Here is a 26,247-nt window from a genome sequence, read left to right as displayed (position 1 = left end):
AGTGCTATGCAGTAGTTAAAAAAACGGCTCCTGATGGGAGCCGTTGATGTTTCTGTAGGGCGTTAAGACGCCTTTGCCTCTTCTTTTGCATCTGGCAGTTTTGGTACCAGAACAGTAGGTTTGCTGTCCAGACGCGTCACCAGCAGCTGATCGATCTTGTAGTTATCGATATCCACCACTTCAAATTTGTAGCCTGAATACTTCACCGAGTCGGTGCGTTTCGGGATTTTACGCAGCATGAACATCATAAAACCACCAATGGTTTCATAGTTGCCAGACTGCGGGAATTCGTCGATATCCAGCACGCGCATCACGTCATCAATCGGTGTACCGCCGTCGACTAACCATGAGTTTTCATCACGTGCCACAATCTGCTCTTCCAGACCCTGACCTACCAGATCGCCCATCAGCGTCGTCATAACGTCGTTGAGGGTGATAATCCCCACCACCAGCGCGTACTCGTTCATGATGACGGCAAAGTCTTCGCCTGCGGTTTTGAAGCTTTCCAGCGCTTCAGAGAGCGTCAGCGTGTCCGGGACGATCAGCGTATTGCGGATCTGTACGCCGCTGTTCAGCGCCATGCTTTGGTTCGCCAGTACGCGGTTGAGGAGATCCTTTGAATCAACATAACCAATGATGTGGTCGATATCTTCGTTACACACCAGGAATTTGGAGTGCGGATGTTCCGCCACCTTGTTTTTCAGGCTTTGCTCATCTTCATGGAGATCGAACCAGATAATATTCTCGCGCGAGGTCATTGAAGACGGGACGGTACGGGATTCCAGTTCGAATACATTTTCAATCAGCTCATGCTCCTGCTTGCGCAGAACACCCGCCAGCGCACCCGCTTCGACCACGGCGTAAATGTCGTCCGAGGTGATGTCATCTTTACGCACCATTGGGATCTTAAACAGACGGAAAATGTTGTTTGCCAGACCGTTAAAGAACCATACCAGCGGGCGGAAGACCAGCAGGCAGAAGCGCATCGGGTTGATGATACGCAAAGCCACAGCTTCTGGCGCAATCATACCGATGCGTTTCGGGGTTAAATCCGCGAACAGGATGAACAGGCCAGTAACCAGCGAGAACGACAGAATAAAGCTTAACTGTTCGGACAGCTCTGGAGTGAAGTACTTCGAGAAAAGGCTGTAAAACGCCGGGGAGAATGCTGCATCACCGACGATACCGCCGAGAATGGCGACCGCGTTAAGGCCAATTTGCACGACGGTAAAAAACATGCCGGGGTTTTCCTGCATCTTCAAAACACGTTGTGCGTTTACGTTGCCTTCATCGGCAAGCAGTTTAAGTTTTATTTTGCGTGATGCAGCAAGCGAGATCTCAGATATCGAGAAAAACGCACTCACGGCGATCAGGCAGAGAATGACTAAAATACTGTTTAACATATCTTATCCGACCGTTCAGGTCAGATCCTCGGAAGGGAGAAGTTGATAAATCCGTGTGAAATACACATTGAAAACCGGCTCGTGGAAGTGAGCCGGTAAATTCAGAAGCTAGTATAGCGTAAGGCACTGTAAAGTCGCCAGAGGGGGAAATTATCCTTGTGGCGGCAGGCAAACACCAATACCACCAATGCCACAATATCCGTAAGGATTTTTGTGCAGATACTGCTGGTGATCGTCCTCGGCATAATAGAACGGCGTTGCCGTAGTGATTTCCGTGGTAATGGTGCGCTCGTCGCCTGCGGCGGTCATTGCTGCCTGAAAACGCTCAAGGCTGGCCTGTGCGGCGGCGGTTTGCTCCGGCGTTAACGGGTAAATGGCGGAGCGATACTGCGTACCCTGGTCATTACCCTGACGCATGCCTTGAGCCGGGTCGTGATTTTCCCAGAACACCTGCAGCAGTTGTTCGTAGCTGATAACATGCGGGTCATAGACGATGCGTACCGCTTCGGCATGCCCGGTATCGCCAGAACACACTTCCCGATAGGTTGGGTTTGGGGTGTAGCCGCCGGTGTACCCGGCCGCCGTGCTGTAGACCCCTGGCAATGACCAAAATAAACGCTCAACGCCCCAGAAGCATCCCATGGCGAAATAAGCTATCTCCATACCGTCGGGCACATTGGTCATCGAATGTTGGTTAACCGCATGCAGCGTTGCCACTGGCATCGGGGTGTTGCGTCCAGGTAGCGCATCTGCTTGAGTAACAAGATGCTTTCTATCAAATAAACTCATGGCCGTTCTCCCGAAATCAGTCATTTGGGTTAAGGTTGTAACGAGACGCGTCTTTGCCCACAATAAACGGCGTGAATACGTCTAGAGTTAAACATAAGAAATATTTGGGTTGTCGTCTGTTTTTCAACTCTTATTGTTGATTTTTTGTTAAGCCGAGGAACGGCATAGTATTTTTTTCCAGGGGTGGGAAAAAAGGATATTCAGGAGAAAATGTGCCACATATCCGTCAGTTATGTTGGGTGGGATTACTGTGCTTAAGTGGCTCCGCCGCCGCCGCGAATGTACGCTTACAGGTCGAAGGATTATCAGGTCCGCTGGAGAAAAACGTCCGTGCGCAGCTGTCCACGATTCAAAGTGATGAAGTCACTCCAGACCGACGCTTTCGTGCGCGCGTTGATGATGCCATCCGCGAAGGGCTAAAAGCGCTGGGCTACTTTGAGCCGACCATTGATTTTGAACTGCGTCCACCGCCGGCGAAAGGCCGCCAGGTGCTTATTGCCAAAGTGACCCCCGGCGAGCCGGTGCTGATTGGTGGCACTGAGGTGATTTTGCGCGGTGGCGCGCGTACGGATAAAGATTATCTGGATCTGCTGAAAACGCGCCCGGCAATCGGCACCGTGCTGAATCAGGGGGACTATGACAACTTCAAAAAGTCACTCACCAGCGTGGCGCTGCGTAAAGGTTATTTCGACAGTGAATTTAATAAAAGCCAGCTTGGAATAGCGCTTGAGCGTCGCCAGGCGTTCTGGGATATCGATTACAACAGCGGCGAACGCTATCGCTTTGGGCATGTCACTTTTGAAGGCTCGCAAATTCGCGATGAGTATCTGCAAAATCTGGTGCCCTTTAAAGAAGGTGAAGAGTACGAGTCGAAAGATCTGGGCGAACTGAACCGTCGTCTGTCGGCGACCGGATGGTTTAATTCCGTGGTCGTCGCACCGGAGTTTGATAAAGCCCGCAAAACCAAAGTGCTGCCGCTGAAAGGCGTGGTCTCACCGCGAACCGAAAACACCATCGAAACCGGGGTCGGCTATTCAACTGACGTCGGGCCACGGGTGAAGACCTCGTGGAAAAAGCCGTGGATGAACTCCTACGGCCATAGCCTGACGACCAGCGCCAGTATCTCGGCGCCAGAGCAGGTGCTTGATTTCAGCTATAAAATGCCGCTGTTAAAGAACCCGCTGGAACAGTATTACCTGGTACAGGGCGGCTTTAAGCGTACCGATTTAAACGACACCGAGCAGGATTCCACAACGCTTGCGGTTTCCCGCTACTGGGACCTCTCCAGCGGCTGGCAGCGCGCGATTAACCTGCGCTGGAGCCTCGACCACTTTACCCAGGGTAACGTCACCAACACCACTATGCTGCTCTATCCGGGCGTGATGATCAGCCGGACGCGCTCACGCGGCGGCCTGATGCCTGTCTGGGGCGACTCTCAGCGTTATTCCATTGATTACTCCAACACGGCCTGGGGTTCAGACGTTGATTTCTCCGTCTTCCAGGCGCAAAACGTTTGGATCCGCACGCTGTACGACAGGCATCGCTTTGTGATGCGCGGCAACCTCGGCTGGATTGAAACCGGAGACTTCGACAAAGTACCGCCGGACCTGCGTTTCTTTGCCGGGGGCGATCGCAGTATTCGCGGCTACAAATACAAATCTATTTCGCCGGAAGGCAGCGACGGCAAGCTGAAAGGGGCCTCTAAGCTGGCAACTGGCTCGCTGGAATACCAGTACAACGTGACCGGTAAATGGTGGGGCGCGATGTTTGTCGATAGCGGTGAAGCGGTCAGCGATATTCGCCGAAGCGATTTCAAAACCGGTGCCGGGGTCGGCGTACGCTGGCAATCACCAGTGGGACCTATCAAGCTCGACTTTGCCGTCCCGGTCGGCGACAAAGATGAACATGGTTTACAGTTTTACATCGGTCTGGGGCCTGAATTATGAGTTTATGGAAGAAGATAAGCCTCGGCGTGCTGATTTTTATCCTGCTGTTGTTAGGCACGGTGGCGTTCCTCGTCGGTACCACCTCGGGCCTGCATCTGATCTTCAAAGCAGCTAATCGGTGGGTTCCGGGTCTGGAAATTGGTCAGGTCACCGGCGGCTGGCGGGATCTATCACTGAAAAATATTCGCTACGACCAGCCAGGCGTGGCGGTGAATGCTGGTGAAGTGCATTTGGCCGTGGGGCTTAACTGTCTGTGGGACAGCAGCCTGTGCGTTAACGATCTGGCGCTGAAAAACATCAACGTGGCGATCGACAGCAAAAAGATGCCGCCATCCGCGCCGGTAGAGGAAGAAGAGAGCGGTCCGCTTAATCTTTCCACGCCTTACCCCATCACGCTTTCGCGCGTGGCGCTGAACAACATCAATATCAAAATCGATGACACCACGGTTTCAGTGCTGGATTTTACTTCCGGCCTGAACTGGCAGGAAAAAACGCTGACGTTGAAGCCAACGTCATTACAGGGGCTGCTGATTGCTCTGCCTAAAGTGGCGGAAGTGGCACAGGAAGAGGTTGTCGAACCGAAGATTCAAAACCCGCAGCCGGATGAAAAGCCGCTCGGCGAAACGCTAAAAGATCTGTTCTCAAAGCCGGTACTGCCGGAAATGACCGATGTCCATCTGCCGCTCAATCTCAATATTGAAGAGTTTCGCGGCGAGCAGCTGCGCGTGACTGGGGATACGGATTTAACGGTACATAGCATGCTGCTGAAAGTGAGCAGCATAGACGGCAACATGAAGCTCGACGCGCTGGATATCGACTCGAATCAGGGAACGGTAAAAGCCAGCGGCACGGCGCAACTGACCGACACGTGGCCGGTTGATATTACGTTAAACAGCACGCTAAACATCGACCCGTTAAAAAGCGAAAAGGTGAAGCTGAAGGTTGGCGGCGCGCTGCGCGAACAGCTGGAAGTCGGCGTCAATCTGTCTGGTCCGGTGGATATGGACCTGCGTGCGCAGACGCGCCTGGCAGAAGCCGGATTGCCGCTCAACATTGAGGTGGTGAGTAAGCAGGTTTACTGGCCGTTTACCGGTGAGAAACAGTTCCAGGCCGATGACATCAAGCTCAAACTGACCGGCAAGATGACCGACTATACGCTGTCGATGCGTACCGCCGTGAAAGGTCAGGATATTCCTCCGGCTACTATCACGCTGGACGCCAAAGGCAACGAGCAACAGATCAATCTCGACAAACTCAGCGTTGCGGCGCTGGAAGGGAAAACCGAGCTGAAAGCGCTGGTGGACTGGCAGCAGGCGATCAGCTGGCGCGGGGAGCTAACGCTGGATGGTATCAATACCGTGAAAGCGATCCCGGACTGGCCGTCAAAACTGAATGGCCTGGTGAAAACGCGCGGCAGTCTGTACGGCGGAAGCTGGCAGATGGAGGTTCCGGAGCTGAAGCTGACCGGCAACGTGAAACAGAACAAGGTCAATGTGAACGGTTCGCTGAAGGGGAATAGCTACCTGCAGTGGACGATCCCGGGCCTGCATCTGGAGCTGGGACGTAACAGTGCGGACGTAAAAGGCGAACTGGGGGTTAAAGACCTTAACCTCGACGCGACGATTGATGCCCCAAGCCTGGATAACGCGCTGCCGGGGCTGGGCGGTACGGCGAAAGGGCTGGTAAAAGTTCGCGGTACGGTTGAAGCACCACAGCTGCTGGCGGATATTACCGCCCGTGGTCTGCGCTGGCAGGAACTTTCCGTTGCTCAGGTGCGCGTCGAAGGGGACGTGAAATCAGCCGAGCAAATCGCCGGTAATCTCAACGTTCGCGTAGAGCGGATTGTACAACCTGACGTGAATATTGGTCTGGTGACGCTCAACGCCAAAGGCAGTGAAAAGCAGCATGAGCTGCAGTTACGCATTCAGGGTGAGCCGGTTTCCGGGCAACTGGATCTTGCCGGGAGCTTTGATCGCAAAGAACAGCGCTGGAAAGGAGAGTTAAGCAATACCCGTTTCCAGACGCCGGTCGGTCCGTGGTCGCTCAACCGGGCTATCGCGCTGGATTATCGTAATCAGGAACAGAAAATTAGTATCGGGCCGCACTGCTGGAACAACCCGAATGCGGAGCTGTGCGTACCACAAACCATTGATGCCGGTGCAGAAGGTCGCGCGGTGGTGAACCTTAACCGCTTCGACCTGGCTATGCTAAAACCGTTTATGCCGGAGACAACCCAGGCCAGCGGTGTGTTCACCGGCAAAGCTGATGTGAGCTGGGACACCACCAAAGAGGGGCTGCCACAGGGGCAGGTCACCCTGAGCGGACGTAACGTCAAGGTCACGCAAAGCGTGAATGATGCCCCGCTCCCCGTAGCGTTTGAAACGCTGAATCTGACCGCCGACCTGCACAATAACCGTGCCGAGCTGGGCTGGCTGATTCGTCTGACCAACAACGGGCAGTTTGACGGTCAGGTGCAGGTGACGGACCCGCAAGGGCGCCGTAATCTGGGCGGTAACGTCAATATTCGCAACTTCAATCTGGCGATGGTGAACCCCATCTTCTCGCGCGGTGAAAAAGCGGCAGGGATGATCAACGCCAACCTGCGGCTGGGCGGCGATGTGCAAAGCCCGCAGTTGCTCGGACAGCTGCAACTGAGCGGTCTGGATATTGACGGTAACTTCATGCCATTTGACATGCAGCCAAGCCAGTTAGCTGTTAACTTCGCCGGAACACGCTCAACGCTGGCGGGCGTGGTGCGTACGCAGCAGGGCGAAATTAACCTGAGCGGCGATGCCGACTGGAGTCAGATAGACAACTGGCGGGCGCGCGTTGCGGCTAAAGGCAGCAGGGTACGTATTACCGTACCGCCGATGGTCCGCCTGGACGTATCGCCGGACGTGGTCTTTGAAGCTACACCAAGCCTGTTTACTCTCGATGGCAACGTGGATGTGCCGTGGGCGCGTATCGTGGTACATGACCTGCCGGAAAGCGCGGTTGGGGTTTCCAGCGATATGGTCATGCTTAACAACAATCTGCAGCCCGAGAAACCGCAGACCGCCGGTATTCCGATCAACAGCAACCTGAACATCCACGTTGGTAACAACGTGCGTCTTGACGCCTTTGGTCTGAAAGCGCGTCTGACGGGCGATCTGAAAGTGGTGCAGGATAAGCAAGGTCTGGGGCTTAACGGGCAAATTAATATCCCGAGCGGTCGCTTCCACGCCTATGGTCAGGATCTGATTGTGCGTAAGGGCGAGCTGTTGTTCTCCGGTCCGCCGGATCAGCCGTTGCTCAACATCGAAGCGATTCGTAACCCAGATGCCACCGAAGACGATGTGATCGCTGGCGTTCGCGTCACCGGTACCGCCGATGAACCGAAGGCGGAGATCTTCTCCGACCCGGCAATGTCGCAGCAAATGGCGCTTTCCTACCTGCTACGTGGACAAGGGCTGGATAGCGAACAAAGCGATAGCGCAGCGATGACTTCAATGCTTATTGGTCTGGGGGTTGCACAAAGTGGTCAGGTTGTGGGTAAAATCGGGGAGACATTTGGCGTAAGCAATCTGGCACTGGACACGCAAGGGGTGGGCGACTCATCTCAGGTGGTTGTCAGCGGATACGTACTGCCAGGTCTGCAGGTGAAATATGGTGTGGGTATATTTGACTCCTTAGCGACACTCACGCTACGTTATCGTCTGATGCCTAAGCTATATCTGGAAGCAGTGTCTGGCGTAGATCAGGCACTTGATTTGCTCTATCAGTTCGAGTTTTAGCAATGCGAATATTTGTCTACGGCAGTTTACGAACCAAACAAGGCAACAGCCACTGGATGACCAATGCCCTGTTGCTGGGAAATTTCAGTATCGATAACTACCAGTTGTACAGCCTGGGCCACTATCCAGGCGCGGTTCCGGGAAATGGAACAGTACACGGGGAAGTTTATCGTATTGATAACGCCACGCTGGCAGAGCTTGACGCTCTGCGTACCCGCGGCGGTGAATACGCACGCCAGTTAATTCAAACGCCGTACGGAAGTGCATGGATGTACGTGTACCAACGTCCGGTTGATGGCTTAACGCTGATTGAAAGCGGTAACTGGTTAGACAGAGACCAGTACTGATATATCGCCTACCAGAATAAACAACGCCGCCTTCGGGTGGCGTTGTTTATTAAAGGCTTAAAACTCCACGCGCGCGCCGAGGTTATAGCGGCGGCCTTCCACCTGCGCGGATTCATTCCATGCAGTCGTCAGTTTCGGATCCTCATCCAGCACGTTGTAGACTCCTGCCATCAGCTGCGTGTGCTTATTGAGCTTATAACGTACGCCTACGTCGACCATCGTGTAGTCATCATACTTATAGTTATTGCCGCTGTTGCGGTTACTGCTGCGGTAATTCACCGTACTCCATACGTCCAGACTCTGCGTTGCCGCCCAGTTCAGCGACAGGTTCGCCATATGGCGCGGATAATCGTTGAGCGCGTAGCCTTTGTTTACGCCGCTTTTCTGTTCGCTGTGGTTCCAGGTGTAGTTAGCGTTGGCTTTCACATCGGCGCTAATCTGCCAGTCGGCATTCAGTTCTATACCGTACACGTCCGCCTTGCTGACGTTGAAGTATTTACTGACGGAGTCCGCCTTGTAGCCATTCACGGAGCACTGATTCGTCGATGTGGTTTCGCAAATGGTTTGTTCAGCAATTTTGTCTTTGAACTGCGTATAGAAGACGGTGCTATCCAGTGACAGCGCATTCCCCGTCCAGTAGAGGCCCAGCTCAGAGTTAACGCTTTGTTCTGGTTTCAGATCGTCGTTACCGACGGTCAGGAAGGGATAAGGTACAGTCGAGCCGTATGGGGTGACAAAGTCGCTGGAAGTCGCACGCAGCTCAGGTTTTTTATAACCTGCGGAAACGCCGCCCTTCAGCGCCCAGTCATTGCTGAAGGCCCAGTTACCGTACATTTTCGGCGTAATATGTGTGCCAAAGTTATCATCCTGGTCCATACGCGCTGATGTGGTCAGGATGAAGTCGTCAATGCTCCAGCCGTCTTCAGCAAACAATGCCCAACCGTTACGGCTGATTTTTGTCACTGGCTCAGATCCGGGCAGCGTTTTGTTGGCCACATCAAAGCGGTCATTCAGCTCTTCGCGGGTGAAATTCGCCCCAACGGTCAGTTTATGGTTGTCGAGCGTGAAGGTGGTTTGCGAATTGGCGACGTAGTTCTCCATCTGCACATACTGCGGCGACTGGCTGTCATAAACGTACTTCGAACGGCCTTTTTCATAGTTTATGTAGTTGGTCGTTGCGATGGTGTCGTCGGCATACCAGCCGGTATGCGTTAGGGTGGCGGCGTTACGATCGAACAGCCATGACCACGGCGCGCCGCGCTTCTGGGTACGGTTTTTCTCCTGCTCACCGGTGACCACATTGAGGTCGAACAGGTTATTTTCGCTAGCGGCCAGGCCCAGCGTCATATCAACGGATTTACGGTTGTGTTTGCCGAAATAGTTATTGCGATCGTCATCGCGACGGTCGAGCCAGTCGGCCGCTACGCTAAGGCCGAGAACATCGGGCACAATCGGTCCCATGGTAAACAGATTCATCTGGCTGGTATTACCCAAATACTGGTGCTCCTGAAGCCAGGTATTGGCGGCAATTGCCGTCGTCCACTCTTTTGCGCCGTACGGTTTTTTGGTAATCACGTTGACCACACCGCCGATGGCATCTGAGCCGTACAGCGAGGACATGGGCCCGCGGATAACTTCGATACGCTCAATGGCCTCCATCGGCGGTAAGAAGTTGGCTTCAGTACCGATGTCATGCCCGTAAGGGCGAGATTCACCGGTATTTTGTTTGACGCTGTTGACCATAAACGCGGTATAGGACGGGTCCATGCCGCGGATCATAATGCTGCCAGCGTTCATGCCGCTGCTGTTAGTGACCGAGACGCCAGGAAGGTTTTTAATCGCTTCACCAATGCTACGGTCCGGCTGAATATCCAGCGTTTTACGATCGATAACGGAAATGGTGGCTGGCGCTTCGCGCTTTTGCTGCGAGAACCCGGATGCGGTGATCACCATTTCATCTTCGCTATTGCGTGAGGTTTCGGTGAGTTCTTCTGCCTGAGTGGGGAAAATAACACCGCCTGAGAATGCAACGATCCCTGTCAGCGTAATAAGTTGACGCGTTTTCATAATATAGACACCTGAAAAGTAAAAAATAAAAGCATCACCTTGCAGCCCAGAAAAGCTGCAAGGTGTCAGAAGCGTTTTTAATTATTAATATTTGGAGAGGTCGATTTTCAGCACGTAGTCGGGCTTCACACCTGCCATTTTTTCCGGCTGTTTGACGCTGACATACAGGGTGTTGGCATCAGACGAGAGCGCCAGGCTGTTAGGTAACGCATTGGTTTCAATGCTTTGTTTTACCTGATAAGTCTTGCTGTCCACAATGCTGATGCGTTTCGCATTTCGGTGGGTGATATACACTTCCTGGCGTTTTTCGTTATATATCACCGCCAGCGAGTTGATAACCTTAATGGGGGCAATAACCTTACCGGTATTAATATCAACAACCAGTACATCCGCTAAATCAGGATCGGTCAGGAATGCGCGATTATTTTTTGCATCCAAAGCAATATTCAGGAAAAAATGTTTTTTGCCTGGCTCAATGCTAAAGCGGCTAATAATTTGATGGTTGGTGGTATCCAGTGTAATAAGTTCGTTGCGGCCATTTACGACATACAGGCGGTTCTTATTTGCATCGACGGCCATGCCGGTCGGATACTGGCCCATGTTTTCAAGGGTAGCGATTTTCTCGCGCTTTTGCGTATCCACCACCCAGACAATGCCTTTTTCAGCCACGCCGGAAACGTACAGGCGGTGATGCTGTTTATCGAGCACCATTTCGCGGGTATGGACAATTTCTTTCGGGTTTTTGGCTTCGCTCAGTTGCAGTATCGCCAGCTCTTTACCGCTGCGGGTATCAATGAGTGTGACGGAACCCTCCAGCGTGTTACCCACGTACAGCACCTGATTTTCTTCATCCAGGGCAGTGGCAAAGGCACGACGGCTGGTTTCGATAACTTCAGTCGTGGTGAGTTTCTCCAGATCGAGTTTATAGATAAGCCCGCTGGTTTTATCTTTATCAAACGACGGCGACGAGGCAGCAAAAAGCGCATTCTGCTGGCTATCAACCGCCAGTTCATACACGCCGTTGCCAACGTCGCGGGTCAGAAAATCTTGCTCAGGTAGCGTCTGCGCCCCGCTGGACAGGCTGGTAAATAACAGTGCTATGGCGAGAGCCACGCAGGAATAGCGTTTCAGGGACTTTACATTGTGGAGGTTCATTGACTTTTATTCACATTTATTTACATGCTGAGAATGATAATGAGATCTAATCTCATTCGCAATTAACATAAATGAAATGTGACTACCCAATCTGGTAGGTGTTTATAGGTATGTTTTATGTGTGTGTATTTACAGCAAAAATCACGATAGCTCAGTTGACGTTACTGCAATGAGGTTATGTTAATCAATATATCTAATTATTCTTGAATTAATATTCTCGGTATTTATAGTTATAAAGAAATTATTTAATTTGATCTACCTGACATAAATAATTTAACTCCATAGGCAATATTACTCAGGGTATAAATTTACTAACATGGAGGATAGTAATGGATGAGCAATATTGTTTATCTTAAACTTATTGGTGAACAGCAAGGTGATATTTCTTGTAGATGTGGTACAACTGATTCAGTCGGTAATCGTTGGCAACGAAACCATGTGAATGAAATATTTGTTTTTTCTTTGTGTTCGGGGGTGACGAATTCAGGAAAAGGTGCAAATCTACAAAGATTAACATTCAGCAAACAAATAGATAAAAGCTCACCGCTGTTAGTGAGTGCAATTAATAACAATGAAAACCTGTTTTTGGAATTTTGGTTTTATCGAATAAATAGATATGGTCAATGGGAGAGATATTATTATATTCAGCTCAGAGGTGCTTCAATATCAAGCATTCAGATGAGAGTTATAAATGACGAGATAGATACAGAAACAATATCTGTTGATTATGATTATATTCTCAGTAAACACCTGATAAGTAATACGGAGTTTAGCTATCTTGCTCTGCCTGCGGAATACAATAAGCTGTTTGTTCCTGCGTCGAAACCCCAGACTCATACCCTTAACAGTGCAGGTGTGGGCCGACTGCTGGCGGCTGGGGGGATTTATAACGGCAACATCGAGGGGTTCAGGGACACTGCAGAAAAACTGGGGGGTGATGCCATCAAAGGCTACGATCAGATTCTTAATGAGAAAACGGTCGGCGTCGCCATTACGGCTGCCTCTATTGTCGCTGGTTATGGGCTTGGGAGGATGGAGTTAAGTTCGACGATAAGACGTCTTGAAAAGCTGAGGCGGATTGAAACCAAGGGCGTATCATTAGGGCGTAGTAACACCACTGATAATTTATATCGTCGGACTAGCAATACTGAAGTGTTTTCAGATCTAAAAGTGCCTATGCAGATGCGCTATGTTGAACAGGCTGCACGTGAAGGTGGGATAGGCTTGGGGGGAGTTAAAGTGAGAATTATCAGGGATTCTGACCTGAAAGGTAAGAATATCTATGGTTATACTCACCCTAATGGTGATATTGATTTATACCCGGATGCTTTTACGGATATTGAGCAATTAATAAAAACGTTAGGGCATGAAAGAACACATACTATGCAAATCTATCTCTTTAAGCATCCAAATACATATGCTGATGATGCAATCAAGATGAATAAAGAATTGATATTGAATGAAAAAGCCGCCCATAGTATTGAAGATAGCTTTTGGCAATTTTACCTGAATAATAAGACTGGAAAGCTAGAGGAGTACAAATAGATGAACTCTTTGACCTATCTTGAATGGATGAAGCACTTACCAAAAGATGATGGTAGTTACAGCTCATGTGAATGCCCAGCATGTGGTGAAAAAGGACTTTCTTATCAATACTTTGGTTTCGGTAATGGTGATGTTGGATGGAAGGTTATTTGGTGCGAAGCCTGTCAATCAGGAGTGAAGATTTCGAGAACCAAAGTACCTCAAGGAGTTACAAAATTAATAGATTTTCAAGAACAAGAACGTTTCTTTGAAACGAAGCCTGAACTGAAACTAATCTTTTAGCGTAGTATCAAAAAAAGCCCCTCATAAAACGAGGGGCTTCAATCAATTATGCTGACTTTAGAAAGCGAACTTACTTCTTCGCGCGCTCGAAGGAAGCAACGATTTCAGCTTTAGCAGCTTCAGCGTTGTCCCAACCGTCAACTTTTACCCATTTGCCCGCTTCGAGATCTTTGTAGTGTTCGAAGAAGTGGGTGATCTGCGCTTTCAGCAGTTCCGGCAGGTCGTTCACGTCTTTGATGTGATCGTATTCTTTGCTCAGCTTGGTGTGCGGTACTGCAACCAGTTTCGCATCTTCACCGGATTCGTCAGTCATTTTCAGTACGCCAACCGGACGGCAGCGGATAACTGAACCTGGCTCCAGCGGGTACGGAGTCGGGACCAGAACGTCTACCGGGTCACCGTCCAGAGACAGGGTGTGGTTGATGTAACCGTAGTTGCACGGATAGAACATCGCGGTGGACATGAAGCGGTCAACGAACAGGGCGCCGCTCTCTTTGTCAACTTCGTATTTGATCGGATCTGCGTTCGCAGGGATCTCGATAACAACGTAGATATCTTCCGGCAGGTCTTTACCGGCAGGGACGTTGAGTAAGCTCATGTCTGTTTCCTTTAAATAAGCTATGGCAAACAAGTGGCGGGTATTATAGCCAACTCGCGCGGAATGTCTCCGCTTGTTTTCGCTTTCTCTGCGTGCATTTTCTTCTTTTTACCTCTCTCTCGTGACAGAAAAATCCATATCTTCAGCCGCATTTTTCATAGTGAGATGAAAGCGATTACAAAGTTGTGATTAACGTTTTATTTACTTTTTTGAAGTGTGATGTAACGCAATCCGTTACATGCTCAATTGTCTATAGTTTTTTCGCAACGGTTAATTAACCAACAATAATCACCCTACGAGGACGCACTTATGTGGAAGCGCTTACTTTTAGTCACAGCAGTTTCGGCAGCCATGTCGTCTATGGCAATGGCAGCCCCTTTAACCGTAGGATTTTCGCAGGTTGGCTCTGAATCCGGCTGGCGCGCCGCAGAAACCAACGTCGCGAAAAGCGAGGCCGAAAAGCGGGGAATTACGCTGAAAATCGCTGATGGCCAGCAAAAGCAGGAAAACCAGATTAAAGCAGTCCGCTCATTTGTTGCGCAGGGCGTCGACGCCATCTTTATTGCGCCGGTCGTGGCAACGGGTTGGGAGCCGGTTTTAAAAGAAGCTAAAGATGCCGACATTCCGGTCTTTTTGCTCGATCGTTCCATCGATGTAAAAGACAAATCTCTCTATATGACCACCGTCACCGCCGACAACGTGTTGGAAGGTAAATTGATCGGCGACTGGCTGATTAAACAAGTGGACGGCAAGCCGTGTAACGTCGTTGAGCTGCAAGGGACCGTTGGGGCCAGCGTGGCGATCGATCGTAAGAAAGGCTTTGCTGAAGCCATTGCCAGTGCGCCAAACATCAAAATTATTCGCTCTCAGTCCGGTGACTTCACCCGCAGTAAAGGGAAAGAAGTGATGGAGAGCTTTATCAAAGCGGAAAACAACGGCAAGAACATCTGTATGGTTTACGCCCACAACGATGACATGGTGATCGGTGCGATTCAGGCGATCAAAGAAGCGGGCCTGAAACCTGGCAAAGATATTCTCACCGGTTCTATCGATGGCGTACCGGATATCTACAAAGCGATGATTGACGGCGAAGCCAACGCTAGCGTCGAACTGACGCCGAATATGGCCGGCCCGGCATTCGACGCGCTGGAGAAATTCAAAAAAGACGGCACGATGCCTGAGAAGCTGACCATTACCAAGTCGATCCTCTATCTGCCGGATACGGCGAAAGAAGAGTTAGAGAAGAAGAAAAACATGGGCTACTAGTTTTTCTGTCGGTCTTCCGTAGGCCGGATAAGGCGTTACGCCGCCATCCGGCATTTGTTGCCTGATGGCGCTGCGCTTATCAGGCCTACGAAACGCCGTGACCTCGTACCGGAGGAATGCCATGACCACCGACCAACATCAGGAAATCCTCCGCACCGAAGGATTAAGCAAATTCTTTCCCGGCGTCAAAGCGTTGGATAACGTGGATTTCAGTTTGCGTCGCGGTGAAATTATGGCGCTGCTGGGAGAAAACGGAGCCGGCAAATCGACGCTCATCAAAGCGCTGACCGGCGTTTACCATGCCGATCGCGGCACAATCTGGCTCGAAGGCCAACCGATCTCCCCCAAAAACACCGCCCATGCCCAACAACTGGGGATTGGCACCGTGTACCAGGAAGTGAACCTGCTGCCCAATATGTCGGTTGCCGATAACTTATTTATTGGTCGTGAACCGCGGCGCTTTGGCCTGCTCCAGCGCAAACAGATGGAAAAACGCGCGACGGAGCTGATGGCGTCATACGGTTTTTCCCTCGACGTGCGCGAGCCGCTGAACCGCTTTTCCGTGGCGATGCAACAAATCGTCGCCATCTGTCGGGCGATCGATCTCTCCGCGAAAGTGCTGATCCTCGATGAGCCGACCGCCAGCCTTGATACCCAGGAAGTTGAAATGCTGTTTGGCCTGATGCGACATCTACGCGATCGGGGCGTCAGTCTGATCTTCGTCACCCACTTTCTCGATCAGGTTTATCAGGTCAGCGATCGCATTACCGTTCTGCGTAACGGCGGCTTCGTTGGCTGCCGTGAAACCCGAGAACTGCCTCAGATCGAACTGGTCAAAATGATGCTGGGCCGTGAACTGGATACCCATGCACTACAGCGTGCGGGCCGCACGTTGCTGAGTGATAAACCGGTGGCGGCATTCAGCGGCTTTGGCAAAAAAGGCACCATCGCGCCATTTGATCTACAGGTGCGTCCCGGTGAGATCGTCGGTCTCGCCGGACTATTGGGATCCGGGCGAACGGAAACGGCGGAGGTGATCTTCGGTATTAAACCCGCCGACAGCGGAAGTGCGCTGATCAAAGGCAAACCGCAGACCTTGCGATCGCCACATCAGGCTTCGTGTCTGGGGATCGGTTTCTGTCCGGAGGATCGCAAAACGGATGGCATTATTGCTGCCGCTTCGGTGCGGGAAAACATCATTCTGGCATTGCAGGCACAGCGCGGCTGGCTGCGGCCTATTCCCCGTAAAGAGCAAAACGAGATTGCCGATCGGTTTATCCGCCAGCTTGGTATTCGTACTCCAAACGCGGAGCAACCGATCGAATTTCTCTCCGGCGGCAATCAGCAAAAAGTATTGCTCTCGCGCTGGTTACTGACCAAACCGCAGTTCCTGATCCTCGATGAACCCACGCGTGGAATCGACGTTGGCGCGCATGCGGAGATCATCCGCCTGATCGAAACGCTGTGCGCGGATGGTCTGGCGCTGCTGGTCATTTCATCCGAACTGGAAGAGTTAGTGGGCTATGCCGATCGGGTCATTATTATGCGCGATCGCAAACAGGTGGCAGAGATCCCACTGGCTGAACTGTCCGTACCGGCAATCATGAACGCCATTGCGGCCTAAGGAGACTATGGTGATGCCTCAATCTCTCCCTCAATCCAATCCGTCTAAACGGCGGTTCCGTTGGCCAAAGGGGATGCCACAGCTGGTGGCGTTACTGCTGGTGCTGCTGGTGGATAGCCTGGTCGCCCCGCATTTCTACCAGGTGATTTTGCAGGATGGTCGGCTGTTCGGTAGCCCGATTGATATTCTCAACCGCGCCGCTCCCGTGGCGCTGTTGGCGATTGGAATGACGCTGGTAATTGCTACCGGCGGCATCGACCTTTCCGTGGGGGCCGTCATGGCTATTGCTGGCGCCACTACTGCGGCGATGACGGTGGCCGGGCACAGTCTGCCGGTGGTTCTGCTTGCCGCCTTAGGCTCCGGCATTCTGGCTGGGCTGTGGAACGGGATTCTGGTGGCCATCCTCAAGATTCAACCGTTCGTCGCCACGCTAATCCTGATGGTGGCCGGGCGCGGGGTGGCGCAGCTTATCACTTCCGGGCAGATCGTCACCTTTAACTCGCCCGAACTGTCATGGTTTGGCAGCGGCTCGCTTTTACTATTCCCCACGCCGGTAATTATTGCACTGCTCACGCTGGTGGTGTTCTGGCTGCTGACGCGGAAAACGGCGCTGGGTATGTTTATCGAAGCGGTGGGTATCAACATTCGTGCGGCAAAAAACGCCGGGGTGAACACCCGCATTATCGTGATGCTCACCTATGTGCTGAGCGGCCTGTGCGCGGCTATCGCTGGCATTATTGTCACGGCGGATATCCGGGGGGCAGATGCCAATAACGCCGGATTATGGCTGGAGCTGGATGCCATCCTGGCGGTGGTTATCGGCGGCGGCTCGCTGATGGGCGGGCGCTTTAACCTGCTGCTGTCGGTGGTAGGCGCGTTGATTATTCAGGGCATGAACACCGGGATTTTGCTGTCGGGCTTCCAGCCGGAACTGAATCAGGTGGTCAAAGCCGTGGTGGTGTTGTGTGTGCTGGTCGTGCAGTCGCAACGCTTTATCAGCCTGATAAAAGGAGTGCGTGGTCATGATAAAACGTAATTTACCGCTGATGATCACCCTCGGCGTGTTTGTGCTGGGTTATCTCTACTGCCTGACGCAGTTTCCCGCTTTTGCTTCCACCCGGGTCATTTGCAATATCCTGACCGATAACGCCTTTCTGGGCATCATTGCCGTAGGCATGACCTTCGTGATCCTCTCTGGCGGGATCGACCTTTCCGTTGGCTCGGTGATCGCCTTTACCGGCGTATTTCTGGCAAAGGCCATTGGTTTTTGGGGCATTTCCCCGCTGCTGGCGTTCCCATTGGTTTTGCTGATGGGCTGCGCGTTTGGTGCGTTTATGGGGTTACTGATTGATGCGCTGAAGATCCCGGCATTTATTATCACCCTGGCGGGAATGTTCTTCCTGCGCGGCGTCAGCTATCTGGTCTCTGAAGAATCTATCCCAATTAATCATCCGGTTTATGACACGCTCTCAAGCCTGGCATGGAAAATTCCCGGCGGTGGTCGCCTGAGCGCGATGGGATTGCTGATGCTGGCGGTTGTCGTCATCGGCATATTCCTGGCGCACCGTACGCGCTTTGGTAATCAGGTTTACGCGATTGGCGGCAACGCCACCTCTGCCAACCTGATGGGCATCTCAACTCGCAGCACCACCATCCGCATTTATATGCTGTCTACCGGGCTTGCGACGCTTGCCGGCATTGTCTTTTCCATTTACACCCAGGCGGGCTATGCGCTGGCGGGCGTTGGCGTCGAACTGGATGCGATAGCCTCAGTGGTGATTGGCGGAACGCTGCTCAGCGGTGGGGTCGGTACAGTGTTAGGGACGTTGTTTGGCGTCGCCATTCAGGGGCTGATCCAGACCTACATTAATTTTGATGGCACATTAAGTTCCTGGTGGACGAAGATCGCGATTGGTATTTTATTGTTTATTTTTATAGCGTTACAACGCGGTCTGACGGTGCTTTGGGAAAATCGTCAAAGCTCGCCGGTGACCCGAGTGGGTACGGCAGCAACACCAAAGTAACATCCTGATTTTGAACAAAACATTTAAATACCTAAACTTTTTCCGGTTGTAGTCGATAGGTTCTGTACAGGTCTGTTTTAACCCTACAACCGGAAATATAACGATGCCAAAATCCCTTTCAATTCGATCAAGTTTGTTGGTGTTATTGTCTTTGCTGACGTTCCTTCTGTTACTGACCGGTGGTATGGGGCTATATGCTTCTACCCGTGTCATTACATCGTTGATTTATCACGGTATTATGAGCGCTGCGATGTTGGCTGCTATCGCATTGCTGGCGGTCATTTGGTTTATGCTGCGAAATAAGTTTCTCAAACCGTTGGATAACATGGTTGAGCAACTGGAACGCCTCGCAACGGGGGACTTATCGCCGGTTGCCGCGTTGTCGGCCAGCGCCGAATTCAACCGCCTGAACGCGGCAATGGATGACATGCGCCATGCGCTGGGCGACTCGGTACAGCGCGTACGCGATGCCAGTTCGCAAATTGATATTGGCAGTCGTGAACTGACGGCCGGGAACCAGCATCTGGCGCAACGCACTGAATCAACGGCCACTTCGCTGGAGCAGACCGCCGCCAGCATGGAAGAACTCACGGCGACGGTGAAACAGAATGCGCAGAACGCGGAACAGGCGCACCAGCTGGCAAAATCGGTGTCGGATACCGCCGATCGCGGCAGCGAAATGGTGTGCTATGTGATCGAGAAAATGCGCGATATTTCCGGCAGTTCCAGCCGAATCGCCGACATTCTCAGCGTAATCGACGGTATTGCTTTCCAGACCAATATTCTGGCGCTCAATGCTTCCGTTGAAGCGGCGCGAGCTGGTGAGCAGGGGCGGGGCTTTGCGGTTGTCGCCGGTGAAGTGCGTAATCTGGCCAGCCGCAGCGCCGAGGCGGCCAAAGAGATCCGTACGCTAATCAGCGATTCGCACACCCATGTGGGGGAAGGCAGTGAACTGGCGCAGCAGGCGGGCGAAACCATGGATGAAATCGCGACCGAGGTTATGCGTATGACCAAACTGATGCGTGAAATTGCCAGTGCGTCCCAGGAACAGAGTCGCGGCATAGAGCAGGTGAATATCGCGGTGATTCAGATGGATGAAACGGCGCAGCAAAACGCGGCGCTGGTACAGCAGTCTTCAGCGGCTACCCGCTCGCTGGAAGAGCAGTCTTCAGCGCTAATCGAAGCCATGGCCGTATTTAAGCTACAGAAAGCGTAACCGGACGATGGATTTTGTAGGCCGGATGGCGGCGTAAACGCCTTTATCCGGCCTACGTCCGTGCGATGAATAATACTTACGCGTCCGGGAACTCGCGGATAAAGCGTTCTACATCTTCAACCATATGGTCGTTACCCACGAAGAAGGAGCGGCGCTGGTGCAGACTTTCTGGGGTGATATCCAGAATGCGTTCTTTACCATCGCTGGCTTTGCCGCCCGCCTGCTCGGCCAGGAAGGCCATCGGGTTGCATTCATACAGCAGACGCAGTTTCCCTTGCGGGTGGCTGGCGGTGCTTGGGTACAGGTAGATCCCGCCTTTCAGCAGATTGCGATGGAAATCCGCAACCAGAGAGCCAATGTAGCGCGAGGTATACGGGCGCTGGGTTGGCTTATCTTCTTCCTGGCAGAATTTAATGTACTTCTTCACGCCGTTCGGGAATTTGATGTAGTTGCCTTCGTTAATGGAGTACGTGCTGCCTTTCGCCGGGAAGCGCATACGTTCCTGGCTGAGGCAGAATACGCCCAGAGAAGGATCGTAGGTGAAGGCATGTACGCCACAGCCAGTGGTATACACCAGCATGGTGGAAGAACCATAAACAACGTAACCTGCAGCAACCTGCTTGTTGCCCGGTTGCAGGAAATCCTCTTCCGTGACCGGTGTGCCGACTGGGGTTACGCGGCGGTAAATAGAGAAAATCGTACCGACAGAGACGTTAACATCGATGTTGGATGAGCCATCCAGCGGATCCATTAGCACAACGTATTTAGCGTGTTCACAGCCTTCAAAGACGACGATTTCATCTTCTTCTTCTGAGGCAATGCCCGCCACAATGTCGCGCGCCTTCAGTGCTGCTTTCAGTTTTTCGTTTGCGAACAGATCGAGTTTTTGCTGAACCTCTCCCTGTACGTTCTCAGCACCGCTGGCACCCAGGATATCGACCAGACCGGCCTTATTGATATCGCGGTGGATGATCTTGGCGCCCAGCTTTATTGCCGACAACAAAGCAGTGAGTTCACCGGTAGCATGAGAAAACTCGTGCTGCTTTTCGACAATAAATTCACCTAACGTTTTCATAACACTTTCCCTGCAATTTATGTGGAGTAAAGCGACCGCAACAATATTAACAAATATTTCCATTGTTGCGCTTAGGTGAATCGCGCCAGCAAACTGCGGAATATCCTGAAATGCGTTTCTCACTTGCCGGACATGTGCGTAAAATGGCCCCCAGATTAAAAAAGGATAGTGACGTATGCGCATTCATATTTTGGGAATTTGTGGCACTTTCATGGGCGGTCTGGCGATGCTGGCGCGCTCGCTCGGTCATGAAGTAACCGGTTCGGACGCCAATGTGTATCCGCCGATGAGTACCTTACTTGAGAAGCAAGGCATTGATCTGATTCAGGGTTACGATGCCAGCCAGCTCGACCCACAGCCGGACCTGGTGATCATCGGCAATGCCATGACCCGTGGTAATCCGTGCGTGGAAGCGGTGCTGGAAAAGAACATTCCGTACATGTCTGGCCCGCAGTGGCTGCATGACTTTGTCTTGCGCGATCGCTGGGTACTGGCGGTTGCGGGTACGCACGGTAAAACCACTACCGCCGGAATGGCGACCTGGATCCTCGAAGCCTGCGGCTATAAACCTGGCTTTGTCATCGGCGGCGTTCCGGGCAACTTTGAGGTTTCCGCGCGCCTCGGCGAGAGCGACTTCTTCGTGATTGAAGCGGATGAGTACGACTGCGCGTTCTTCGACAAGCGTTCTAAATTCGTGCATTACTGCCCGCGCACGCTGATCCTCAACAACCTTGAGTTCGATCACGCGGACATCTTTGACGATCTGAAAGCGATCCAGAAACAGTTCCACCATCTGGTGCGTATCGTGCCGGGCCAGGGACGCATCATCTACCCGGAAAACGACATCAATCTGAAACAGACGATGGCGATGGGCTGCTGGAGCGAACAAGAGCTGGTGGGCGAACAAGGTCACTGGCAGGCGAAAAAGCTGACCACCGATGCCTCCGAGTGGGAAGTGTGGCTGGACGGTGAAAAAGTCGGTGAAGTGAAGTGGGGCCTGGTGGGCGAGCACAACATGCACAACGGCCTGATGGCGATTGCAGCCGCGCGTCATGTTGGCGTCGTGCCTGCGGATGCGGCCAATGCATTGGGCTCGTTCATCAACGCCCGTCGTCGTCTTGAGCTGCGCGGTGAAGCCAATGGCGTGACGGTGTATGACGATTTTGCCCATCACCCGACGGCCATTCTGGCAACGCTTGCGGCACTGCGCGGTAAAGTGGGCGGCACGGCGCGCATCATCGCGGTGCTGGAACCTCGCTCGAACACCATGAAAATGGGCCTGTGCAAAGATGACCTGGCGCCGTCGTTAGGGCGTGCAGACGAAGTGTTCCTGCTGCAACCCCCGCACATTCCGTGGCAGGTAGCAGAAGTCGCTGAAGCCTGCGTTCAGCCGGCACACTGGAGCGGCGATGTGGATGCACTGGCAGATATGGTGGTGAAAACCGCGCAGCCTGGCGATCACATTCTGGTGATGAGCAACGGCGGGTTTGGCGGCATTCATCAAAAACTGCTGGATGGTCTGGCGAAGAAAGCTCAGGCGGAAGAAGAGTAAAAAATGCCCGGTGGCGCTACGCTTACCGGGCCTACAACGGATCGTAGGCCGGATAAGGTATTTGCACCGCCATCCGGCACTTTCGGCGGACGAAGAGGTTAGGCCTCGTTTTCCGCCAGTTCACGCAGATACTGGAAGATCTGGCGGGAAGATTTTGGCGGCTTGTTGCCCGCTTTTTCTTTCCTGGCGTTACGCACCAGCGAACGCAGTTGCTGACGGTCGGCGTCAGGCCACAGGTTCATCACTTCTTCGATAGCTTCATCGCTACCGTCAACCATACGGTCACGCAGTTGCTCCAGCTTATGGAAGACAACGACCTGTTGGTTATGACGGTTTTTTAGCTTGTCCAACGCCTGACGGATAGGATCAACATCGCGCTGGCGCAACATTTTGCCAATCAGCTGCAGCTGACGACGGCGACCTTCCATCTTAATACGCTGGGCCAGCTCAATCGCGGCACGTAAATCCGCATCGAGCGGGATTTTGTCCAGCGCGTTTTTCCCCAGTTTAACCAGTTCCACACCAAGGTGTTTTAACTCCTCGGCGTCACGTTTTATTTCACTTTTACTGACCCAGATAATTTCATCGTCTTCGTCTTCGATGTCATCACCGGGAACGTCGTCGAGCCAGTCTTCGGGCTGCTTAGTCATGTCAGGCTCCTTAAAAAAAGAGGCTAATGTTACCAGTTAAGATGCGCACTGAAAAACGGTTCTCTGTTAGACTTCAGAGAAACTCTCTCTACATTATGGCATTTGCGATGAAAGTAATCTCACAAGTTGAAGCGCAGCGTAAGATTCTGGAAGAAGCAGTCTCGACGGCACTGGAATTAGCGTCAGGTAAGTCGGATGGCGCGGAAGTCGCTGTGAGCAAGACCACGGGTATTAGCGTCAGCACCCGTTATGGTGAAGTGGAGAACGTCGAATTCAATAGCGATGGTGCACTGGGGATTACGGTTTACCATCAAAACCGTAAAGGCAGCGCATCGTCCACCGATTTAAGCCCGCAGGCGATTGCACGCACCGTGCAGGCCGCGCTGGACATTGCACGTTACACTTCGCCGGACCCGTGTGCGGGTGTGGCAGATAAAGAACTGCTGGCCTTTGATGCGCCCGATCTGGACCTGTTCCACCCGGCGGAAGTTTCCCCTGACGAAGCTATCGAACTGGCTGCCCGCGCTGAACAGGCGGCGTTGCAGGCCGATAAGCGTATCACCAACACCGAGGGCGGCAGCTTTAACAGCCACTATGGCATCAAAGTGTTTGGCAACAGCCACGGCATGCTGCAGGGCTACTGCTCCACGCGCCATTCCCTTTCCAGCTGCGTAATCGCAGAAGAAAATGGCGATATGGAGCGTGATTACGCCTACACCATTGGCCGGGCGATGGGCGATCTGCAAACGCCGGAGTGGGTGGGGGCTGACTGTGCTCGCCGTACCTTATCTCGCCTGTCTCCGCGTAAACTTTCCACCATGAAAGCACCAGTGATTTTCGCCAATGAAGTGGCGACCGGACTGTTCGGACACCTGGTCGGCGCGATTGCTGGTGGCTCGGTGTACCGCAAATCCACCTTCCTGCTCGACTCGCTGGGCAAGCAAATTCTGCCGGAATGGCTGACCATTGAAGAACATCCGCACCTGCTGAAAGGGCTGGCGTCGTCGCCGTTCGACAGCGAAGGCGTACGGACCGAACGCCGCGACATTATTAAAGACGGCGTGCTGACTCAGTGGCTGCTGACCAACTATTCCGCACGTAAGCTGGGGCTGAAGAGCACCGGTCATGCAGGCGGGATCCACAACTGGCGAATTCCGGGACAGGGTCTAAGCTTCGAGCAGTTGCTTAAGGAGATGGGCACAGGTCTTGTGGTTACCGAGCTGATGGGACAGGGCGTAAGCGGCATTACCGGCGATTACTCGCGCGGCGCGGCGGGCTTCTGGGTCGAAAACGGCGAAATTCAGTACCCGGTGAGTGAAATTACCATCGCCGGTAACTTAAAAGAGATGTGGCGTAATATCGTCACCGTCGGCAACGATATTGAAACGCGCAGTAATATTCAGTGTGGTTCGGTCCTGTTGCCGGAGATGAAGATCGCCGGGCAATAATATCCGTCATACTTCAAGCTGTGGCGTGAATTATTGAGGGTATCTGGCGTTTGTTTATTTTTGAATAATAAAAAAGGAAGTGAGCAATGCGTAAACACCTGTTAGCGATCGTCGCAGCTTCAACGCTGGTTCTTGGTTCTTCTGCGTTTGCAGCCGATCTTGAAGACGATATGGGGATCCTCAACGACAACCTGAAAATCGTCGAAAAAACGGATAATGCGACTGAACTGAAAGATGCGTTAACCAAAATGCGTGCAGCCGCGCTGGACGCGCAAAAGGGAACGCCGCCGAAGCTGGAAAACAAATCCCCGGACAGCCCGGAGATGAAGGATTTTCGCCACGGCTTTGACACGCTGATCGGTCAGATCGACGGTGCGTTGAAGCTGGCGAACGAAGGTAAAGTTAAAGAGGCGAAAGCCGTTGCGGAAGAGTTGAAAACCACGCGCAACGAAAACCACAAGAAGTTCCGTTAATCTACGCTATCCGGCCTGCATACCCGCAGGCCGGATAAAATACCCCGTTACTGCACGCCCCATAAGTAAACGCTATCCCCATCACATTTTTTCATTTTTATCGTCCATTCATTGTTCGCACTTCCTTCCATTTTGCTGCTCGCTCTTGCGATCTCAATCACATTCTTCCAGTGATAAATCGTGGTTCCAGCCCTTTTTGCGGCACAGATCACTATCGCTGCACGCCTTTCCACTTCGAAGTGGAAAACAACTCGCTACAAACTTTTAACCTCCGTCGCTAATTTACCCTCAGAGACATTAACGGGGTAAGACGAGTGAATAACGGAGCTGTAATGAATGACATGGGGGAATCGGTGGAACTGGCCGACCGCATGCTGGCGCAGGTGTATGCCTTGCTGCGTGAACGCAACATTATTCCCAACGCCGTACAGAAACAGATGCTGACGTCGCATGTTCGCGCCATGGCGCACCGCTCGGTAACGGGTGAACCCTTACCAGAAGTCGATGCCAGCTTGTTTGATGAAATTTCTGCCGAATCAATGGCGCTTGCCCGCGACGTGGTCGCCGAGTTTGGCAATCTTCCTGAGGAAGAGGCCTGGCTGCTGTCGGTGCACTTCGAAGTCGCGAAAGACAACCTTTAAGGAGCAAAAGATGGAACAGATTACCGTAGTGATTGGCGATCGTCTGGGTAAAGGCCAGAAAGTGGCGGCAGGCGTAGAGAAAGCGGGTGGCCGTGCCGTTGTGGTGCCGGGCGTTGCAGCAGATATGAAGCTGGGTGACGTGATGAAAGCGGAAAACGCCACCTTTGGTATCTCGTTTTGTGGCAGTGGTGGTGCGGGTGCGATTACCGCGCAGACCAAATACGGCTACAAGGCGAAATACGGCATGCGCTCGGTCGATGAAGGGGTAACCGCCATCAACGAAGGGTGCAACGTACTGGGATTCGGCTTTATGGATAAAGAAGAGCTCGGCGAGCGCCTGGTGCAGGCGTGGCAAAAGAAACACGGCGCTTAA

General features: G+C 52.5%; 22 protein-coding genes. 15 read left to right on the top strand and 7 right to left on the bottom strand.

From position 1 onward, the window contains the following. Positions 1–62 precede the first annotated feature (62 nt). Positions 63–1,403, bottom strand: a complete 1,341-nt coding sequence (locus IB222_RS20315; protein ID WP_003830418.1) for a hemolysin family protein — start codon at positions 1,401–1,403, stop codon at positions 63–65. A gap of 150 nt (positions 1,404–1,553) precedes the next feature. After that, positions 1,554–2,192 (bottom strand): peptide-methionine (S)-S-oxide reductase MsrA, encoded by a 639-nt coding sequence (msrA, locus tag IB222_RS20310; RefSeq protein WP_003830412.1) that lies wholly within the window; start codon positions 2,190–2,192, stop codon positions 1,554–1,556. A 212-nt stretch (positions 2,193–2,404) separates the two neighbouring features. Here msrA and tamA point away from each other — a divergent pair, with 212 nt between their 5' ends. From tamA to IB222_RS20295, 3 genes are read left to right on the top strand one after another with little or no spacing between them, the layout of a single operon-like run. Further along, positions 2,405–4,138, top strand: coding sequence for an autotransporter assembly complex protein TamA (tamA, locus tag IB222_RS20305; protein ID WP_003025718.1), 1,734 nt, complete (start codon positions 2,405–2,407; stop codon positions 4,136–4,138). Next, positions 4,135–7,911 carry an autotransporter assembly complex protein TamB gene (gene tamB, locus IB222_RS20300; protein WP_149384860.1) on the top strand — a complete coding sequence of 1,259 codons (3,777 nt, stop codon included), beginning with the start codon at positions 4,135–4,137 and terminating at the stop codon, positions 7,909–7,911. Before tamA ends, tamB begins: the two co-directional genes overlap by 4 nt. A gap of 2 nt (positions 7,912–7,913) precedes the next feature. Beyond that, positions 7,914–8,258: a gamma-glutamylcyclotransferase gene (locus tag IB222_RS20295; RefSeq protein WP_003025723.1), complete on the top strand. Its 345-nt coding sequence runs from the start codon at positions 7,914–7,916 to the stop codon at positions 8,256–8,258. Between the two features lie 57 nt (positions 8,259–8,315). Here the strand turns inward: IB222_RS20295 and IB222_RS20290 are convergent, their stop codons facing one another. Beyond that, the gene (locus tag IB222_RS20290; RefSeq protein ID WP_148362535.1) at positions 8,316–10,325 is read right to left on the bottom strand and encodes a TonB-dependent receptor; all 2,010 of its coding nucleotides are present in this window, start codon (positions 10,323–10,325) and stop codon (positions 8,316–8,318) included. Positions 10,326–10,409: 84 nt separating this feature from the next. Then, a complete protein-coding gene (locus IB222_RS20285) occupies positions 10,410–11,480 on the bottom strand; it encodes a YncE family protein (RefSeq protein ID WP_126319433.1) in 1,071 nt (356 codons plus the stop codon). Positions 11,481–11,813: 333 nt separating this feature from the next. On the opposite strand from IB222_RS20285, the gene tssD reads away from it, so the two are divergent. Together tssD and IB222_RS20275 are read left to right on the top strand one after the other, a co-directional pair. After that, complete coding sequence (gene tssD / locus IB222_RS20280) at positions 11,814–13,025, top strand: type VI secretion system tube protein TssD (RefSeq protein ID WP_148362533.1); 1,212 nt, start codon at positions 11,814–11,816, stop codon at positions 13,023–13,025. Continuing rightward, positions 13,026–13,307 carry a hypothetical protein gene (locus IB222_RS20275; RefSeq protein ID WP_148362532.1) on the top strand — a complete coding sequence of 94 codons (282 nt, stop codon included), beginning with the start codon at positions 13,026–13,028 and terminating at the stop codon, positions 13,305–13,307. A gap of 70 nt (positions 13,308–13,377) precedes the next feature. Here IB222_RS20275 and ppa read toward each other — a convergent pair whose 3' ends face one another. Further along, the gene (ppa, locus tag IB222_RS20270; RefSeq protein ID WP_004098041.1) at positions 13,378–13,905 is read right to left on the bottom strand and encodes an inorganic diphosphatase; all 528 of its coding nucleotides are present in this window, start codon (positions 13,903–13,905) and stop codon (positions 13,378–13,380) included. A 309-nt stretch (positions 13,906–14,214) separates the two neighbouring features. Between ppa and ytfQ the strand changes: the two genes are divergently transcribed. The 5 genes from ytfQ (at position 14,215) to IB222_RS20245 (ending at position 20,035) form a co-directional block, all read left to right on the top strand. Next, entirely contained in the window at positions 14,215–15,171 is a 957-nt protein-coding gene (ytfQ, locus tag IB222_RS20265) for a galactofuranose ABC transporter substrate-binding protein YtfQ (RefSeq protein ID WP_003025728.1), read from the top strand. 121 nt (positions 15,172–15,292) lie between these two features. Beyond that, on the top strand, positions 15,293–16,795 hold the full coding sequence (ytfR, locus tag IB222_RS20260) for a galactofuranose ABC transporter, ATP-binding protein YtfR (protein ID WP_003830398.1): 1,503 nt from the start codon (positions 15,293–15,295) through the stop codon (positions 16,793–16,795). Positions 16,796–16,808: 13 nt separating this feature from the next. After that, a complete protein-coding gene (ytfT, locus tag IB222_RS20255; RefSeq protein WP_003830397.1) occupies positions 16,809–17,831 on the top strand; it encodes a galactofuranose ABC transporter, ATP-binding protein YtfT in 1,023 nt (340 codons plus the stop codon). Continuing rightward, complete coding sequence (yjfF, locus tag IB222_RS20250) at positions 17,818–18,819, top strand: galactofuranose ABC transporter, permease protein YjfF (RefSeq protein ID WP_063941641.1); 1,002 nt, start codon at positions 17,818–17,820, stop codon at positions 18,817–18,819. Before ytfT ends, yjfF begins: the two co-directional genes overlap by 14 nt. 103 nt (positions 18,820–18,922) lie before the next feature. Then, positions 18,923–20,035, top strand: a complete 1,113-nt coding sequence (locus IB222_RS20245) for a methyl-accepting chemotaxis protein (protein ID WP_148362530.1) — start codon at positions 18,923–18,925, stop codon at positions 20,033–20,035. A gap of 76 nt (positions 20,036–20,111) precedes the next feature. Here the strand turns inward: IB222_RS20245 and fbp are convergent, their stop codons facing one another. After that, positions 20,112–21,110: a class 1 fructose-bisphosphatase gene (fbp, locus tag IB222_RS20240; protein ID WP_003830390.1), complete on the bottom strand. Its 999-nt coding sequence runs from the start codon at positions 21,108–21,110 to the stop codon at positions 20,112–20,114. A gap of 175 nt (positions 21,111–21,285) precedes the next feature. On the opposite strand from fbp, the gene mpl reads away from it, so the two are divergent. Beyond that, positions 21,286–22,662 (top strand): UDP-N-acetylmuramate:L-alanyl-gamma-D-glutamyl-meso-diaminopimelate ligase, encoded by a 1,377-nt coding sequence (mpl, locus tag IB222_RS20235; protein ID WP_003830388.1) that lies wholly within the window; start codon positions 21,286–21,288, stop codon positions 22,660–22,662. A gap of 98 nt (positions 22,663–22,760) precedes the next feature. On the opposite strand, the gene yjgA is transcribed toward mpl, so the two are convergent. Continuing rightward, on the bottom strand, positions 22,761–23,312 hold the full coding sequence (gene yjgA, locus IB222_RS20230) for a ribosome biogenesis factor YjgA (RefSeq protein WP_008786039.1): 552 nt from the start codon (positions 23,310–23,312) through the stop codon (positions 22,761–22,763). 95 nt (positions 23,313–23,407) lie between these two features. On the opposite strand from yjgA, the gene pmbA reads away from it, so the two are divergent. From pmbA to IB222_RS20210, 4 genes are all read left to right on the top strand, one after another. Then, complete coding sequence (gene pmbA, locus IB222_RS20225) at positions 23,408–24,760, top strand: metalloprotease PmbA (RefSeq protein WP_003830385.1); 1,353 nt, start codon at positions 23,408–23,410, stop codon at positions 24,758–24,760. 86 nt (positions 24,761–24,846) lie between these two features. Next, on the top strand, positions 24,847–25,233 hold the full coding sequence (gene cybC, locus IB222_RS20220; RefSeq protein ID WP_003025756.1) for a cytochrome b562: 387 nt from the start codon (positions 24,847–24,849) through the stop codon (positions 25,231–25,233). 332 nt (positions 25,234–25,565) lie between these two features. Beyond that, a complete protein-coding gene (locus IB222_RS20215; protein WP_149384861.1) occupies positions 25,566–25,874 on the top strand; it encodes a glycine dehydrogenase in 309 nt (102 codons plus the stop codon). Positions 25,875–25,884: 10 nt separating this feature from the next. Continuing rightward, positions 25,885–26,247, top strand: coding sequence for an SFCGS family glycine-rich protein (locus IB222_RS20210; protein WP_003830384.1), 363 nt, complete (start codon positions 25,885–25,887; stop codon positions 26,245–26,247).

Source organism: Citrobacter sp. C13 (assembly GCF_014596815.2).
Taxonomy (GTDB): domain Bacteria; phylum Pseudomonadota; class Gammaproteobacteria; order Enterobacterales; family Enterobacteriaceae; genus Citrobacter; species Citrobacter portucalensis.
This window is presented reverse-complemented; position numbering and strand designations above follow the sequence as displayed.

What these genes read in the sequence shown, in the direction of transcription:
- IB222_RS20315 (WP_003830418.1), bottom strand. Translation starts at nt 1,403, where the DNA reads ATGTTAAACAGTATTTTAGTCATTCTCTGCCTGATCGCCGTGAGTGCG.
- msrA (WP_003830412.1), bottom strand. Translation starts at nt 2,192, where the DNA reads ATGAGTTTATTTGATAGAAAGCATCTTGTTACTCAAGCAGATGCGCTA.
- tamB (WP_149384860.1), top strand. Translation starts at nt 4,135, where the DNA reads ATGAGTTTATGGAAGAAGATAAGCCTCGGCGTGCTGATTTTTATCCTG.
- IB222_RS20295 (WP_003025723.1), top strand. Translation starts at nt 7,914, where the DNA reads ATGCGAATATTTGTCTACGGCAGTTTACGAACCAAACAAGGCAACAGC.
- IB222_RS20290 (WP_148362535.1), bottom strand. Translation starts at nt 10,325, where the DNA reads ATGAAAACGCGTCAACTTATTACGCTGACAGGGATCGTTGCATTCTCA.
- IB222_RS20285 (WP_126319433.1), bottom strand. Translation starts at nt 11,480, where the DNA reads ATGAACCTCCACAATGTAAAGTCCCTGAAACGCTATTCCTGCGTGGCT.
- tssD (WP_148362533.1), top strand. Translation starts at nt 11,814, where the DNA reads ATGAGCAATATTGTTTATCTTAAACTTATTGGTGAACAGCAAGGTGAT.
- IB222_RS20275 (WP_148362532.1), top strand. Translation starts at nt 13,026, where the DNA reads ATGAACTCTTTGACCTATCTTGAATGGATGAAGCACTTACCAAAAGAT.
- ppa (WP_004098041.1), bottom strand. Translation starts at nt 13,905, where the DNA reads ATGAGCTTACTCAACGTCCCTGCCGGTAAAGACCTGCCGGAAGATATC.
- ytfQ (WP_003025728.1), top strand. Translation starts at nt 14,215, where the DNA reads ATGTGGAAGCGCTTACTTTTAGTCACAGCAGTTTCGGCAGCCATGTCG.
- ytfR (WP_003830398.1), top strand. Translation starts at nt 15,293, where the DNA reads ATGACCACCGACCAACATCAGGAAATCCTCCGCACCGAAGGATTAAGC.
- ytfT (WP_003830397.1), top strand. Translation starts at nt 16,809, where the DNA reads ATGCCTCAATCTCTCCCTCAATCCAATCCGTCTAAACGGCGGTTCCGT.
- yjfF (WP_063941641.1), top strand. Translation starts at nt 17,818, where the DNA reads ATGATAAAACGTAATTTACCGCTGATGATCACCCTCGGCGTGTTTGTG.
- IB222_RS20245 (WP_148362530.1), top strand. Translation starts at nt 18,923, where the DNA reads ATGCCAAAATCCCTTTCAATTCGATCAAGTTTGTTGGTGTTATTGTCT.
- fbp (WP_003830390.1), bottom strand. Translation starts at nt 21,110, where the DNA reads ATGAAAACGTTAGGTGAATTTATTGTCGAAAAGCAGCACGAGTTTTCT.
- mpl (WP_003830388.1), top strand. Translation starts at nt 21,286, where the DNA reads ATGCGCATTCATATTTTGGGAATTTGTGGCACTTTCATGGGCGGTCTG.
- yjgA (WP_008786039.1), bottom strand. Translation starts at nt 23,312, where the DNA reads ATGACTAAGCAGCCCGAAGACTGGCTCGACGACGTTCCCGGTGATGAC.
- pmbA (WP_003830385.1), top strand. Translation starts at nt 23,408, where the DNA reads ATGGCATTTGCGATGAAAGTAATCTCACAAGTTGAAGCGCAGCGTAAG.
- cybC (WP_003025756.1), top strand. Translation starts at nt 24,847, where the DNA reads ATGCGTAAACACCTGTTAGCGATCGTCGCAGCTTCAACGCTGGTTCTT.
- IB222_RS20215 (WP_149384861.1), top strand. Translation starts at nt 25,566, where the DNA reads ATGAATGACATGGGGGAATCGGTGGAACTGGCCGACCGCATGCTGGCG.
- IB222_RS20210 (WP_003830384.1), top strand. Translation starts at nt 25,885, where the DNA reads ATGGAACAGATTACCGTAGTGATTGGCGATCGTCTGGGTAAAGGCCAG.